Below are 15,735 nucleotides of genomic sequence, written 5' to 3'. Positions count from 1 at the left end.
TTATCAAAAAGAAAAGGCGATAGGACTGAGGAAACAGTTCTAACGCCCAAACTAAAAAAATTTCAATTACAGTATAGCACAGGAAGTGATTTTTTGCGCTTTTTTACTGTCTTTTTTCAAATAAAATCTCACTTGCGATTCCACGTACAGTTGGAGATCCGTATGAATTTACTTATACAAAATACCAAGATGGAAAACAGACTTTCCACAAGGATTATGCTAGTGCAACAGCTTGGGAGCATGACAAATCCGCTTATCGTGCTTATGTTAAAAACGGAGAACGTCGTTCAGGAGCAACATATGGTGAAAATATGGATGCTTGGATGGACTATATAAATCCGTCTAATAATTGGAGATGGAATATTTATCATGATGATCCAAAAGATGGCACGGATCGTAATCCAGATGCAGCTTCTCGTGTTAGTGATATGTTAGGGATTAATAAAAACGGACTTGACTATAATCTTGCCCGAGGAGTTATTGAAGATAAAATGAACGTTTCGGCAGGACAACGTTCAATTATCACTTTCAAAACGAAAATCCTTGAAGGTGAAGAACTAAACAATAGTATTATGTCGGATTGGGGAAATAAAAATCCAAATGATCCGATGCTTGCGGAAATGAAAAAACGTTTAGCAAATGATCCCTTCCTTGCGTATGGAGGATATACAGAAGGAGGATATAAGCGTTATATAACTGGTGAAAATGCCATTATCGGTGTATTACCGTTGAAACCAGAAGAAGCAGAAAAATACGACTTAAAACCAAAATCTAAGCCACAAACGACTAATAAAGGTGTCGTTCCACCTGCAATTAATAGTATTGAAAATACAGATAAATTGCCAAAGGGTACAACTTATCGTTGGTTTAAAGATCCTGATGTATCAAAAGCTACAGAACCGAATCAACCTGTTTACGGGAAAGTTGAGGTTATCATTCCGCAACGTGGAACATTTATTGTAGATGCTCCTGTGAATGTTTTAGAAGATAAAGCTCAAACTCCAGAAGCTCCATCAGCAACAGCAAAAGAAGATGGGGCTGTAACAGCTAAACCACAAGATTCAACAAAAGTAGATAAAATTAAAGTTAGCTACACAGGAGAAGATGGTTCGAAAAAGACAGCTGAAGGAAATAAGGGTGAAAATGGTAAATGGACGATTGTTGATAATCCAGATGTTCAAATCGATGCAGATACAGGTGAAGTCACAATCCCAGCTGATAAAGTACAAGATAATACAGAAGTAACTGCAGTTACAACAAATGGAAACAGTGATGAGTCAACTCCAGCAAAAGCAACTGCAAAAGCACCAAAACCTGAAAAACCAATCGTAACTGCACCAAATACTGGTGTTGTAACAGCTAAACCACAAGATCCAGCCAAAGCAGATACAATTACGGTTACTTATACAGGAGAAGATGGGTCAAAAGTAACAGTAGTAGGAAATAAAGGGAATGACGGTACATGGACTGTTGCGAACAATCCAGGTGTAAACATTAATGCTCAAACTGGTGAAATCACAATTCCAGCTGACAAGGTAAGAGATAATACTGTAGTAACAGCCATCACAAAAAATGGCAATAGTGTTGATTCAGACCCAGCAACAGAAACTGCAAAAGCACCAAAACCCGCAACTCCAACAGTAGTAGCAAAAGAGGATGGATCTGTAACAGCAAAACCACAAGACCCTGAAAAAGCAGATAAAATTACAGTTACTTACACAGGAGAAGATGATTTACCAAAAGAAGTAGTAGGAACGAAAGACAAATTTGGTCAATGGACTTCAGGTGATCCAGAAATTCAAATCAATGCAGACACAGGTGAAATCACAATCCCTGCTGAAAAAGTAAAAAATGAAACAGTTGTAACAGCTATCACAAAAAATGGAACGAGTGATGATTCAGATCCGGCAACAGCCAAAGCAAAAACACCAGATAATGAACCACCAGTTTTAACTCTATCGACTAATAATGTAACAGTAGTAGAAGGCGGAACTATAACCTTTACAGTAACAGCAAAAGATGATAAAAAGGTGACTTTTGACTTAACTGGAACAAGTACTGACTTTTTAACTAAAGCACTTCAATCTGGAAGACTTAATACACAGGGTACACCTGGAACGGTAACGACTAAGTATGTAAAAGAAACAGAAGCAGAAAAAGTAATAGAGATTACAATTAATACTATAGAGGGAGATGTTGGTAAGCAAAATACTATTATATTTGGTGCGAAAGATGATGCAGAGAACAAGGCTAAACCAGTGATTTTCTCATTTGTTGTAACTCCACGTGACAAGATAGGACCAACTATTTCGGCGGATGGAGCAACAGTTACAAGTCGTGAGGAAATTACGCCAATTCCAGTAACAGCTAAAGATAACGATGGCGGAGTTGGAATGCGTGAAAATACTCCAATCGAAGTAAAAGACTTACCAGAAGGACTAAGATTCGAAGATGGCAAAATTGTAGGAACTCCAACTGGAACACCTGGAACTGCCAAAGTAACGATTACAGCTTATGATAAAAATGATAATAAGGCTGAGAAAACAATTGAAATTGTAGTCAAAGGGCAAAATGAGCAGTATAACCCATTAGGAAAAGACCAAACTGTTCCTAAAAATTCAGTACCTAAGGCAGAGGATAGTATTGCGAATAAAACTGACCTTCCACAAGGAACAAAATATACTTGGTTAACTACACCAGATACGAGTCAAGGAGGGCAAACTGTTTCTGCAGTTGTTGTGGTAGAATATCCAGACAAAACAAGAGATAACGTTAGTGTGAATATTAGTGTACCTACGAATTTAACAGCAGAAGTTACGAAACCAAATGAAGTTTTGGAGAAACGTGCAGTAGACTCTAAAAAAGTTGTCACACCAAATAAAGATGGCTCAACGATTGCAACAGAAAAAGCAGAAAATGGTTTAACAGTTAATGGAGAAGGTAAATTAACAGGAATACCAAAAGTAGAAAATTGGGGCAAAGACGAAGAAAAACGCGCTATCACAATTCCGGTGAAAGTTACAAATGGAACTGAAGAAATCACCGTAAATGTACCAGTTACAATTCTACGTGATACAGATGGAGATGGAGAACCAGACACTACAGATTCAGATGATGACGGTGACGGAATGACGGATGAGGAAGAAAAGAAAAAAAGAACAGATCCGAAAACTCCTGACACACCAGAAAATCCAACGTCATACGGTCTAACAGGAGTAGTCAAACCATCTACTGTTATTGAAAATAAAGATGTTAATATACCAGAAGTAGTAAAACCAAATAAAGAAAACTCAACGATAGAAACACCAGATCCTGTAAATGGCTTGAGAGTTGATAACAATGGTAAATTAACAGGAAGACCGACAGTAGGCAAATGGGGTGAAGGTGAAGAAGAACGTGATATTACTATCCCAGTAAAAGTTAAGAAGGGTTCGGAAGAAGCTAACGTAATTGTACCGGTTAAAATCCAACGTGATACAGACGGAGATGGTGATCCAGATGTTACAGATAAAGATGATGATAACGATGGAATTTCAGATGACGATGAAAAGAGAAATGGAACAGATCCAAAAGTTAAAAATGATCTGACAGGAATCGTTACAGCACCAGCTAAAGTAAAAGAAAAAACTCCAGTACCGACACCTTTACCAAAAGTTGTAACACCGAATAAAAAAGATGCAACAATTGAACCATCAAATCCAGAAAAAGGTTTAATCGTTAATGGAGAAGGTAAATTAGAAGGAACACCAACAGTTAATAATTGGAACGGCGGAGAAGAAGAACGCAATATCACAATTCCTGTTAAGATTACGAGAGAAAAAGAAGAAGTTACGGTACATGTTCCAGTGACAATCCAACGTGATACAGACGGAGACGGAATAGCAGATGTTGACGATCCAGATGATGATAACGATGGCATTTCAGATGAAGATGAAAAGAGAAATGGAACAAATCCAAAAGTTGCAGATGGTCTAAAAGTAGCAGTTACAAAACCGAATGTAGTGCTGGAGAAAAAAGAAGTTACTCCAAAAGAAGTTGTCACACCAAATAAAAAGGGCGCAACAATTACAACTACTACAACAGATAATTCAGGAAAAGTAAATGGTCTGACTGTTAATGGAGAAGGTAAATTAACAGGTACACCAACAGTTGACAATTGGGGCGATGATGAAGAAAAAACTATCAACATTCCGGTTAAAGTTACAAAAGATGTTGAAAAAGTAACGGCAAATGGTAAAGAAACTGTTACAGAAACTGTTACCGATGAAGTTCCAGTCACAATCCAACGTGATACAGATGGAGATGGAACACCAGACGTTTTAGATACAGATGATGACAATGATGGCATTCCAGATGATGTAGAAAAGAGTAATCATACAAATCCAAAAGTTCCTGACAAACTAACAGCAAGAGTTACGAAACCTGAAAAAGTTAAAGAGAACAAACCAGTTACTCCAACAACAGTCGTAATACCAAATATGCCAAATTCGACGATTACGACAGATAATCCAGATGGATCGGTGAATGGCCTAAAAGTCAACAATGAAGGTAAGCTAGAAGGAACACCGTCAGTAGATAATTGGAAAAAAGACGAAGAAGAACGTAATATCTTAATTCCGGTTAAAGTTACGAATGGTGGAAAAGAAACTATTGTAAAAGTTCCAGTTATTATCCAACGGGATACAGATGGAGATGGCATCCCTGATTCAGAAGACACAGATGATGATAACGATGGAATCCCAGATACTGTAGAGGAACAAAACGGAACAGATCCAAAAGCTGTAAATGACTTAGACGTAGTAGTTACAAATCCAGACAAAGTCAAGGAGAAAACTTCAGTTACTCCAACAAAAGTTGTCACACCAAATAAAGAAGGTTCAACAATTGTAACAAATCCAACAGATGGAACAGGACAAGTGAACGGTCTAAAAGTCAATGATAAAGGAGAACTAGAAGGAAGACCAACAGTAAATAATTGGGGTAAAGAGGAAGAAGAACGTACTATCGATATTCCTGTTAAAGTTACTAAAGTTTTAGAAAAATTCACAGAAAATGGTAAAGAAGAAGTAACGGAAGAAAAAGACGTAACAGTTCGAGTAACAATCCAACGTGACACAGATGGAGACGGAGATCCAGATGTTACAGATACAGATGATGATAACGATGGAATTCCAGATGAAGTTGAAAAAGCAAATGGAACAGATCCAAAAAATGCAGACAATCTAACTGCAAAAGTGTCAGATCCAGTTAAAGTTACAGAAAAGACACCAGTTCCTTCAACATTACCGAAAGTTGTCACACCGAATAAAGACGGTTCAACAATTACAACAGAAAACCCAGTAAATGGATTAAGTGTTGATAAAGATGGTAAATTAACAGGAAGACCAAGCGTAACGGATTGGGGTAGTGATGAAGAACGTAAAGTAAACATTCCAGTTAAAGTGAAGAATGGGGATGAAGAAATACGTGTAGAAGTACCAGTTATTATCCAACGTGATACAGATGGAGATGGAGATCCAGATGTTACAGATACGGATGATGATAATGATGGAATTTCAGATGAGGAAGAAAAGAAAAACGGAACAGATCCAAAAGTTGCTACAACACAAACTCCTAAGATAGGAATTACTCGTAAGGACAATGGTGATGTAGTAGTAACACCAACTAAACCAGACGGAACACTTTACCCTGAAGATACGAAGGTAGAAATTCCAGGAGAAAATGGAACAACAATAGTAGTAACGATAGGTGAAGAAGGTTTTGGAATAGTGCCAAATGATCAACTTCCAAAAGGTGAAGTACCAGGGCAAGGTGTCGTAACAGAGCCAAATAAAGAACCATCAAAACCAGTAGACGTAACAACACCAGCTCGTAAGACACCAACGGTAGACTTGACTCAAAATCCAAGCACTGGAGATGTGACAGTAACACCTAAGAAACCAGACGGTTCCCCATATCCTACAGGAACTACTGTAACAATCCCAGGCAAAGATGGAAAAACGATTGATGTAACAATCGGAAATGATGGAACAGGAACAGTTGCAAATGGTGATTTACCAGAAAGAGATGTACCAGGAACAGCTATCATTAAAGAACCAAATCAAAAACCATCACAACCAGTGGATATTACAACACCGGCTAAAAAGGTTCCAACACTACAATTAGATCAAGATCCAAAAACTGGAGATGTCACAGTAACACCGAAAAAACCAGATGGAACAACATATCCATCAGGAACTAAGGTAGAAATTCCAGGGAAAGATGGAAATCCAATCACTGTAACAATTGGAAAAGATGGTACAGGAAAAGTTCCTAATAATGATTTACCAGAAACAGATACTCCAGGAACAGGTAAGATTAAAGAAGATGGCAAACCAGAGGTAGAGATTAAGGTAGAAACACCGAAAAAAATTGACCCTACTGCGCCAGAAACGGCAGAATTAGGTACAATTGAAATCACAAGAAAACCAAATGGAGATGCTGTAGTTACACCTAAGACCACAGATGGAAAAAATTATCCTAAAGATACTAAAGTGAAAATTCCAGGAGAAAATGGAACAAGCATCGTAGTAACAATAGGAGAAAATGGCTCAGGAGAAGTACCGAATGATCAACTTCCAAAATATGAAGTACCAGGAAAAGGAACAGTAACAGAACCGAATAAGAAACCATCACAACCGGTAGCGGTAACAACACCAGCTCGTAAGACACCAACAGTGGAAATGGAACAAAATCCAAATACTGGAGATGTAACGGTAACACCTAAGAAACCAGATGGAACACTGTATCCAGAAAATACTAAGGTAGAAATTCCAGGAAAAGATGGAAAAACTATTGAAGTAACACTTGACAAAGATGGCAAAGGTACAGTTCCGAATAATGATTTACCTGATGAGGATACTCCAGGAACAGGTAAGATTAAAGAAGATGGTAAAACTGAGGTAGATGTTAAGGTAGAAACACCGAAAAAAATCAATCCAAATCATCCAGCTACAGAACAACCAACTGAAATTGACATCACAAGAAAACCAAATGGAGATGCGATTGTTACACCGAAGAAAGCGGATGGAATACCATATCAACCAGGAACAACTGTGAAAATTCCAGGAGAAAATGGCACAACAATAGTCGTGACAATTGGGAAAGATGGTTTTGGAATAGTTCCGAATGACAAACTTCCAAAACAAGATGTTCCAGGAAAAGGAACAGTAACAGAGCCAGGAGCTAGACCATCACAACCAGTGGATGTGATAACACCTGCTCGCAAACCATCAGTGATACGTTTGGATCAAGATCCAAAAACTGGAGATGTAACAGTGATTCCTATGAAACCAGATGGTTCAACATATCCACCAGGAACGAAGGTCGAAATACCAGGTAAAAATGGTAATCCAATTGTAGTAGAAATCGGACAAGGTGGAACAGGAACAGTTCCAAATAACGACTTACCAGATGGAAATGTACCTGGAACAGGTAAGATTACAGAACCAGGAAAACCAACTACGGAAGCTCAGGTGCTAACACCAGGTAAAATCAATCCACTTGCTCCTCAAACAGAGCAACCAGGTAAGATTGAAATTACAAGAAATCCAAATGGAGATGCAGTAGTTACACCTAAAAAACCAGATAAAACAACATATCCATCAGGAACTAAGGTTGTGATTCCAGGAGAAAATGGAACATCAATTATTGTAACCATTGGAGATAAGGGATCAGGAACAGTTCCAAACGATAAACTTCCAAAAGAAGATATTACAGGAAAAGGAATTGTAACGGAGCCGAATAAGAAACCATCTAATCCGGTGGATGTAACAACCCCAGCTCGTAAGACACCAACAGTAGAGTTGAATCAAGATCCAAATACAGGGGATGTGACGGTAACACCTAAGAAACCAGATGGAACACTATATCCAGAAAATACTAAGGTAGAAATACCAGGTAAGAATGGTAAACCTATCGTCGTAATAATTGGAAAAGACGGAAAAGGAACTATACCTAATAAAGATTTACCAGATGGAATAGAACCAGGAAAAGGAACGATTACTGAACCAGGAAAAGATCCTGTAGAAGTAATTGTAACAACCCCAGCCCGTAAGATACCAACACTAGATGTTTATCAAGATCCAAATACAGGTGACGTTACAGTAACGCCTAAGAAACCAGATGGTTCAACATATCCACCAGGAACGAAGGTAGAAATTCCAGGTAAGAATGGCACACCAATTGTCGTAATAATTGGACAAGACGGAAAAGCTACAATACCAAACAGTGAATTACCAGACGGTAAAGTTCCAGGTACAGGTAAGATTACTGAACCAGGTCAACCAGCTGTAGAAGTTCCAGTAGAAACTCCAGCTAAGGTAACACCAGCAACACCAACAGATACAAATCCAGTTGCACCAGTGACACCTGATACGCCAGTCAAACCTGACACTAATGGAGGTTCTGGTCAAGATACACCTGCGCCTATGCCTGCACCAACAACTCCAATTCCAGATGCAGTTACACCGAATGCAGATCATGAAGATACTACAGATGCTAGTGATAACGGAGCTAAATCAAATGATTCTCAAAATGTATTGCCAAATACAGGAACAGAATCAAATGCGACTCTTGCATCTCTAGGACTTCTTGGTATTCTAAGTGGTCTCGGACTTGCTCTTAGAAAGAAAAAAGAAGACTAAAAATTTAGTCAAATGAACATTCATTCTTTTGTATTGTAAAGACAAACTAGATTGGTTCTGGGAATCGTGTTCGTCATAAAATACAAAGAATGTTTAGATAAAGAAAGCGAACAATGCTAGGATTTTGTTAAAGGGAATTCTAAGTATTGTTCGCTTTTGTGGTATAATAATTACTATGCAGAAAAAACCAACGTCAGCCTATGTGCACATTCCATTTTGTACCCAGATTTGTTATTATTGTGACTTTTCAAAAGTTTTTATCAAGAATCAGCCAGTCGACAGTTATTTAGAGCATCTGTTAGAAGAGTTTCGTTCTTATGATATTCAAAAGTTGAGAACCCTCTATATCGGTGGTGGAACACCGACAGCCCTGTCGGCTACGCAACTAGAGGTGTTATTGAAGGGCTTGACTAAAAACTTGGACCTGTCTGTCTTAGAAGAGTTGACCATTGAGGCAAATCCAGGGGACTTGGATGCGGATAAAATTGCTGTTTTGAAGAACTCGGCTGTCAATCGTGTTTCGCTAGGTGTGCAGACCTTTGATGATAAGATGCTGAAAAAGATTGGGCGCAGTCATTTGGAGAAGGATATTTATGAAAATATCGACCGCCTGAAACTGGCTGGTTTTGACAATATCTCCATCGATTTGATTTATGCGCTGCCAGGTCAAACCATGGAGCAGGTCAAGGAAAATGTGGCTAAGGCCATTGGACTGGATATTCCTCATATGAGCCTGTATAGCTTGATTTTAGAAAACCATACGGTTTTTATGAATCGGATGCGACGAGGGAAATTGCCTCTGCCTAAGGAGGAACTGGAAGCTGAGATGTTTGAGTACATCATTGCAGAGCTAGAGCGAGCTGGTTTTGAGCATTATGAGATTTCCAATTTCTCCAAACCCGGTTTTGAAAGTCGCCACAATCTTATGTACTGGGACAATGCTGAATACTATGGCATCGGTGCCGGGGCATCTGGTTATGTCAATGGTATTCGATATAAAAATCATGGTCCGATTCGTCATTATCTCAATGCAGTTGAAGAAGGCAATGCGCGTATCACAGAGGAGCACCTGAGTCAAAAGGATCAAATGGAAGAGGAAATGTTCTTGGGTCTCCGCAAGAAATCAGGAGTCTCCATGGCGCGATTTGAGGAAAAATTTGGCCAGTCTTTTGAAGGAATTTATGGAAAAATTGTCAGAGACTTGGTTCAACAAGGTCTCATGCAAATAGAGGGTGACCGAGTTCGCATGACAAAAAGAGGTCTCTTTTTAGGAGACACCGTAGCAGAACGATTTATTTTGGAGTAGGATGATGGGCTTAACTTATCAAATGAACATGAAAATTCCTTTTGATATGGCTGATATGAACGGTCATATCAAACTTCCAGATGTGATTTTGCTGTCCCTACAAGTTTCAGGGATGCAGTCTATTGAACTTGGAGTTAGTGATAAGGCTATTTTGGAAGACTATAATCTGGTCTGGATTATCACAGACTATGATATTGAGGTGGTTCGTTTGCCTCGTTTTGCGGAAGAAATCACCATCGAAACGGAAGCCCTGAGCTACAATCGACTCTTTTGCTACCGTCGCTTTACCATTTATGATGAAGCAGGTCAGGACCTTATCCACATGATGGCGACCTTTGTTCTCATGGATCGAGACAGTCGAAAAGTCCATGCTGTTGAACCTGATATTGTGGCTCCGTATCAGTCTGATTTTGATAAAAAGCTTATACGTGGGCCAAAGTATGAGACTTTGGAAGAGCCAATCAGCAAGGATTACCATGTCCGTTTTTACGATTTGGATATGAATGGCCATGTCAATAACAGTAAATATTTGGACTGGATTTTTGAGGTTATGGGAGCTGATTTTTTGACCCAATATATTCCCAAGAAAATCAATCTCAAGTATGTCAAGGAAGTTCGACCAGGTGGGGTGATTACATCAGCTGTTGAACGGACTGGACTGAAAAGCAAGCATGAGATTACAAGCGACGGTGCTACCAATGCCCAAGCTATCATCACTTGGCAAGAAATAAAAAAGGATTAGGGAGAAATAGATGAAATATAAAGGCTATTTAATTGATTTAGACGGAACCATTTATAAGGGGAAGGACAGAATCCCGGCAGGAGAGGCTTTTGTCCATGAATTGCAAAAGCGGAACATTCCCTATCTCTTTGTGACTAACAATACAACCCGAACTCCAGAGAGTGTTCAGGAGATGTTGGCTCAGAATTTTAATATCGATACGCCCCTATCGACTGTCTACACAGCGACTTTGGCAACCATCGACTATATGAATGACTTGGGTCTTGAAAAGACCGTCTATGTCATCGGAGAAGCAGGGCTCAAGGAAGCCATCAAGGCGGCTGGTTATGTGGAAGACAAGGATAATCCAGCCTATGTGGTAGTAGGCCTGGACTGGCAAGTAGACTATGAAAAATTTGCCACAGCAACTCTTGCGATTCAAAAGGGAGCTCACTTTATCGGAACCAATCCTGACCTCAACATTCCAACAGAGCGTGGTCTTTTGCCTGGTGCTGGTTCACTGATTACACTTCTTGAAGTGGCGACACGAGTGAGGCCGGTTTATATCGGGAAACCAAATGCTATCATTATGAACAAGGCGGTTGAGTACTTAGGTTTGGAACGTGAAGAATTAATCATGGTTGGGGACAATTACCTGACTGATATTCGAGCAGGGATTGACAATGGTATTCCAACGCTCTTGGTGACGACAGGTTTTACCAAGGCAGAAGAAGTAGCAGACCTACCAATCGCACCGACACATGTGGTTTCTAGCCTTGCGGAGTGGGATTTTGATGAAAACTAAACTGACCTTTTGGAGCTCTATGCTTTTTCTCCTCTCCCTCTCAATCCTTTTGACCATTTATTTGGCTTGGATTTTTTATCCGCTGGAAATTCAGTGGCTGAACTTGACGGATCGAGTTTATCTAAAACCAGAAACCATTCAATATAACTTTCATATCTTGATGGATTACCTGACCAATCCTTTTAGTCAGGTCTTGCAGATGCCTGATTTTCGTTCGTCAGTAGCTGGTTTGCACCACTTTGCGGTGGTCAAGAACCTCTTTCACTTTGTTCAGCTAGTAGCTCTAGTGACACTGCCAAGTTTCTATTTCTTTGTCAAAGGGATTGTGAAAAAGGGCTTCTTGTCTCTATTTAGTAAAGGGCTTCTGGCCCTAGTAGTCTTACCTGTGATGATTGGAGTTGGGGGAGTTTTGATTGGTTTTGACCAATTCTTTACTCTTTTCCATCAAATTCTCTTTGTGGGAGATGATACCTGGCTTTTTGACCCAGCCAAGGATCCAGTTATTCTGATTTTGCCAGAGACCTTTTTCCTTCATGCTTTTCTTCTCTTTTTTGCCCTCTATGAAAGCTTCTTTGGCTATCTGTGTCTAAAAAGTCGTAAGAAGTGAAAAGAAAGATGTTTTTAATTTATATATATAAAAATGTATATCATTTGAAATCATTGTTAAGAGTGAATTAACCAAATCCAATTGTATCAATCGTTCGCGAACAGTCTATTTTTCTTGAAAAAATAGGCTTTTTTTCTAAAAATCTCTAGTCAAGCGCTTTATTTTTTTGTATAATAGAAGTAGCAAAGTATAGATAAGAAGAGAAAAGCATGATTACACTATTTCTATCACCGAGCTGTACATCATGTCGTAAGGCTAAGGCCTGGTTAGAAAAACATAAGGTTCCCTTTGTGGAACACAATATTATGACCAGTCCTTTAACAAGAAAAGAATTGCAACACATCCTTTCCTTGACCGAAAATGGTACTGATGACATCATTTCAACTCGTTCAAAAATTTTTCAAAAACTGAATATTGATGTAGAGAGTATCTCGGTATCGGAATTGCTTCATTTGATTGAGCAGTATCCTAGTCTTTTGCGTCGTCCCATTATTATCGATGCCAAACGCATGCAAATCGGTTTTAATGAAGATGAGATTCGTGCTTTTCTCCCTCGTAGTTACCGTAAGCAAGAACTAAAAGAAGCAAGAATGAGAGCTGGTATTAGTTAATGAACAAACAGTATAGTTACCCACTAGATTTGTCGTGGAGCACTGAAGAACTTGCTTCAGTGCTTTCTTTTTTTAATGATGTTGAAGCTGCCTATGAAGGCAAGGTAGAGGCTAAAAAGTTACTGGACTCTTATAAGGGATTCAAGGCGGTCGTGCCAAGCAAGAGCGAAGAAAAACGTTTGGGACGAGAATTTGAAACAGTTAGTGGCTATTCGCTTTACCGAGCAGTTCAGGCTGCCAAGGAAAAAGGGGAAGGAAAGATTTCTCTTGGAAAGTAAATTTGAATTTGCCAAAGAGCTCGTCAAGAAGGCAGGCCAGTATATACTTGACCATATGCAGGAAGACTTGCAGATTGAGACCAAGTCCTCTCCAACGGATTTGGTGACCAGATTGGACAAGGAAGTTCAGGAACTCTTGGTTGGTGAGATTCTGTCCCGTTATCCTGAGGATAAGATTTGTGCTGAAGAAGGTTGTCTGCGAGCCTCGGTTCAAGAGGGCAAGGTTTGGGTCATTGATCCCATTGATGGTACCAATAATTTTGTGGCTCAGCAGGAAGATTTTGCTGTCATGATGGCTTATTTTGAAAATGGTCAGGGGCAGTTTGGACTGATTTATGATGTTGTCAAAGGGGATTGTTACCATGGTGGTGGAGCCTTTCCAGTTTGTCGAAACGATAAGCTCCTAGCTCCCTTTAAAGCCAAACCACTTGGAGATTTTCTCATTGCGGGAAATAGTGGCATGCTGGAAACCAACGAATGGGGGCTGGCTGATTTGAGTCGAGCAGTACTTGGTGTTCGTGTCTATGGGAGTGCGGCCATTAGTTTTGCCAAGATTTTGTCAGGGCGTTTATTGACCTATGTCACTTATCTGCAACCATGGGATTATGCTGCAGCTAGTATTTTAGGGGAAGGTCTGGGCTATCGGGTGGTGACCCTTTCTGGTAAAGCTCCTGATTTTCAAACCAGACAGCCGGTCATGATGGTGCCTCTTGAGATGCTGGAGGAAATTCAGTCCTATATTTACGAAAGGAAAAGAACTTAAATGCAATTTCCAGAAGGATTTGTTGAAAAATATGAAGAGATACTAGGAGATGAGGCAAGAGATTTTCTTGCCTCTTTTGAGGAGGAAGCGGTTTCGGCTTTTCGGGTCAATCCTTTAAAAGAAGCGCCAGTTTCCTTTCCTGATGACATTCCTCAAACTCCTTGGGGACATTATGGGAAGGTTTCAGGGAAATCGCCTGAGCATGCTACTGGTTTAGTTTATTCGCAAGAACCCGCTGCTCAGATGGTGGCTCAGGTAGCCAAGCCCAGTCCTGGGATGAAGGTCTTGGATTTGGCCGCTGCTCCAGGTGGTAAATCAACTCAGCTAGCAGCCTATCTAGCAGGGGAGGGTCTTCTCGTTTCCAATGAAATTTCAAGCAAACGGGCTAAGATTTTAGTAGAAAACATGGAGAGATTTGGGGCGACAAATGTCGTGGTGACCAATGAATCTGCTGACCGTTTGGCTAAGGTTTTTAAAGGCTATTTTGACCTAATCGTTCTTGATGCCCCGTGCTCTGGTGAAGGAATGTTTCGTAAGCAACCAGATGCTATGGACTATTGGAGATTAGATTATCCGAGTCAATGCGCTAGCTTGCAAAGAGAAATTCTGGCAGATGCAGTAACCATGCTAGCTGAAGGTGGTCGCTTGGTTTATTCAACCTGTACCTGGGCTCCTGAGGAAAACGAAGAGATTGTCAATTGGCTACTGGAGGACTATGATTTTGACTTGTTGCCAGTAGAGCATATCAATGGAATGGTAGCTGGTATTGACCTGCCAGAAACGGCTCGGATGTATCCTCATCAGTTTAAGGGAGAAGGTCAGTTTGTAGCCCATTTGCAATTTAAAGGAGAAAATACAGCACCTAAATGTAAGGCAAGTAAGAGCAATCTCAGCCGTGAACAAGTTGCCTTGTGGCAGGAATTTGCCCAAAAACATTTGCAGGTCAATCTACCGGGTATCTTGCAGACTTTTGGAGACCAGCTTTATCTCTTGCCAGAACTCTTGCCAGATTTAGGAAAACTCAAGATTGCTCGGAATGGTCTGCATTTGGGTACTTTTAAGAAGAAACGCTTTGAACCCAGTTTCGCTCTTGGTCTAGCCTTGAAACCGAGTCAGGTCAAGCAGTCAGTTGAAATTGACCAAGAAGCGTTTGTAAAGTATGTGGCTGGAGAAACCGTTCAGCTGGCGGAAAGTATGCCAAATGGTTGGTACCAAGTTTTGGTTCAAGGCAATGGTTTGGGCTTTGCTAAGGTGACTGGAAATGTTTTGAAAAATTATTTTCCTAAAGGCCTCAGATTCAAGTGAAAATGCTAGTCAAAGTAGCTTGTCTATGTTATAGTGGAAGTATGGATTTTTTTCAAATTGTCTTTCATTTTAAGTCAAAATTGGTGGAAAGGTAACTAAGCAAATTTCTAGTTAAACCAAGCTAATACTCTTCGAAAATCAAATTCAAACCGCGTCAACGTCGCCTTGCCGTACTCAAGTACAGCCTGCGGCTAGTTTCCTAGTTTGCTCTTTGATTTTCATTGAGTATAAGAACTTTAGTTGGCTCCCAATTATCAAAAGAAAAACATAAATAAATAGTTGAAAAAATTCACAGCATTCACCATTATTTTCAAGGAGAAAAACAGTGAAAAAAAGGAAAAAACTCGCTCTATCCCTTGCGGCTCTTTTGCTGGCAGGTTCTTTGGCGGGATGTGCTAGCTGGATTGATCGTGGAGAATCCATGACAGCTGTTGGCTCAACGGCTCTTCAGCCCTTGGTCGAGGCAGCAGCAGATGAATTTGGCTCTCTGCACGTTGGAAAAACAGTCAACGTCCAAGGTGGAGGATATGGTACAGGTCTGTCTCAGGTTCAATCTGGAGCCGTTGATGTAGGAAATTCAGACGTATTTGCCGAGGAAAAAGACGGTATCAACGCATCCGCTCTAGTAGACCACAAGGTTGCTGTAGCGGGCTTG

11 protein-coding genes are annotated in these 15,735 nt (G+C 40.0%); all 11 read left to right on the top strand.

Annotated features, from left to right (window positions below; genetic code table 11):
• A partial coding sequence (locus PCY12_RS09680; protein ID WP_301352716.1) for a hypothetical protein occupies nucleotides 1-336 on the top strand: 336 nt, incomplete at its 5' end.
• Nucleotides 312-8,684, top strand: coding sequence for a Rib/alpha-like domain-containing protein (locus tag PCY12_RS09675; protein ID WP_301352715.1), 8,373 nt, complete (start codon nucleotides 312-314; stop codon nucleotides 8,682-8,684). The genes PCY12_RS09680 and PCY12_RS09675, both read left to right, overlap by 25 nt.
• Before the next feature lie 175 nt (nucleotides 8,685-8,859).
• A complete protein-coding gene (gene hemW, locus PCY12_RS09670; RefSeq protein ID WP_301352713.1) occupies nucleotides 8,860-9,990 on the top strand; it encodes a radical SAM family heme chaperone HemW in 1,131 nt (376 codons plus the stop codon).
• A 4-nt stretch (nucleotides 9,991-9,994) separates the two neighbouring features.
• A complete protein-coding gene (locus tag PCY12_RS09665) occupies nucleotides 9,995-10,732 on the top strand; it encodes an acyl-[acyl-carrier-protein] thioesterase (protein WP_301352712.1) in 738 nt (245 codons plus the stop codon).
• 10 nt (nucleotides 10,733-10,742) lie between these two features.
• Nucleotides 10,743-11,516 carry a TIGR01457 family HAD-type hydrolase gene (locus PCY12_RS09660; protein ID WP_301352711.1) on the top strand — a complete coding sequence of 258 codons (774 nt, stop codon included), beginning with the start codon at nucleotides 10,743-10,745 and terminating at the stop codon, nucleotides 11,514-11,516.
• The gene (locus PCY12_RS09655; protein ID WP_301352710.1) at nucleotides 11,506-12,123 is read left to right on the top strand and encodes a TIGR01906 family membrane protein; all 618 of its coding nucleotides are present in this window, start codon (nucleotides 11,506-11,508) and stop codon (nucleotides 12,121-12,123) included. The genes PCY12_RS09660 and PCY12_RS09655 overlap by 11 nt, the downstream gene beginning before the upstream one ends.
• Before the next feature lie 209 nt (nucleotides 12,124-12,332).
• Nucleotides 12,333-12,734, top strand: coding sequence for a Spx/MgsR family RNA polymerase-binding regulatory protein (locus PCY12_RS09650; protein WP_000631259.1), 402 nt, complete (start codon nucleotides 12,333-12,335; stop codon nucleotides 12,732-12,734).
• Nucleotides 12,734-13,012 (top strand): UPF0223 family protein, encoded by a 279-nt coding sequence (locus PCY12_RS09645; RefSeq protein WP_001041974.1) that lies wholly within the window; start codon nucleotides 12,734-12,736, stop codon nucleotides 13,010-13,012. The genes PCY12_RS09650 and PCY12_RS09645 overlap by 1 nt, the downstream gene beginning before the upstream one ends.
• Nucleotides 13,002-13,775 (top strand): inositol monophosphatase family protein, encoded by a 774-nt coding sequence (locus PCY12_RS09640; RefSeq protein ID WP_173228983.1) that lies wholly within the window; start codon nucleotides 13,002-13,004, stop codon nucleotides 13,773-13,775. The genes PCY12_RS09645 and PCY12_RS09640 overlap by 11 nt, the downstream gene beginning before the upstream one ends.
• The gene (locus PCY12_RS09635) at nucleotides 13,776-15,080 is read left to right on the top strand and encodes an RsmF rRNA methyltransferase first C-terminal domain-containing protein (protein ID WP_173228985.1); all 1,305 of its coding nucleotides are present in this window, start codon (nucleotides 13,776-13,778) and stop codon (nucleotides 15,078-15,080) included. It abuts the gene before it with no gap.
• Between the two features lie 325 nt (nucleotides 15,081-15,405).
• The coding region (locus tag PCY12_RS09630) for a substrate-binding domain-containing protein (RefSeq protein ID WP_301352708.1) at nucleotides 15,406-15,735 on the top strand (330 nt) is incomplete at its 3' end.

It is taken from the genome of Streptococcus sp. SPS1 (assembly GCF_030439915.1).
Classification (GTDB): Bacteria; Bacillota; Bacilli; order Lactobacillales; family Streptococcaceae; genus Streptococcus.
The sequence above is the reverse complement of the archived record's forward strand: the minus strand, read 5'-3'. Positions and strand labels throughout refer to the sequence as shown.

Excerpts from the sequence above, each read along its gene's own strand:
- PCY12_RS09675 (WP_301352715.1), top strand. The coding sequence starts at position 312 with ATGGATGCTTGGATGGACTATATAAATCCGTCTAATAATTGGAGATGG.
- hemW (WP_301352713.1), top strand. The coding sequence starts at position 8,860 with ATGCAGAAAAAACCAACGTCAGCCTATGTGCACATTCCATTTTGTACC.
- PCY12_RS09665 (WP_301352712.1), top strand. The coding sequence starts at position 9,995 with ATGGGCTTAACTTATCAAATGAACATGAAAATTCCTTTTGATATGGCT.
- PCY12_RS09660 (WP_301352711.1), top strand. The coding sequence starts at position 10,743 with ATGAAATATAAAGGCTATTTAATTGATTTAGACGGAACCATTTATAAG.
- PCY12_RS09655 (WP_301352710.1), top strand. The coding sequence starts at position 11,506 with ATGAAAACTAAACTGACCTTTTGGAGCTCTATGCTTTTTCTCCTCTCC.
- PCY12_RS09650 (WP_000631259.1), top strand. The coding sequence starts at position 12,333 with ATGATTACACTATTTCTATCACCGAGCTGTACATCATGTCGTAAGGCT.
- PCY12_RS09645 (WP_001041974.1), top strand. The coding sequence starts at position 12,734 with ATGAACAAACAGTATAGTTACCCACTAGATTTGTCGTGGAGCACTGAA.
- PCY12_RS09635 (WP_173228985.1), top strand. The coding sequence starts at position 13,776 with ATGCAATTTCCAGAAGGATTTGTTGAAAAATATGAAGAGATACTAGGA.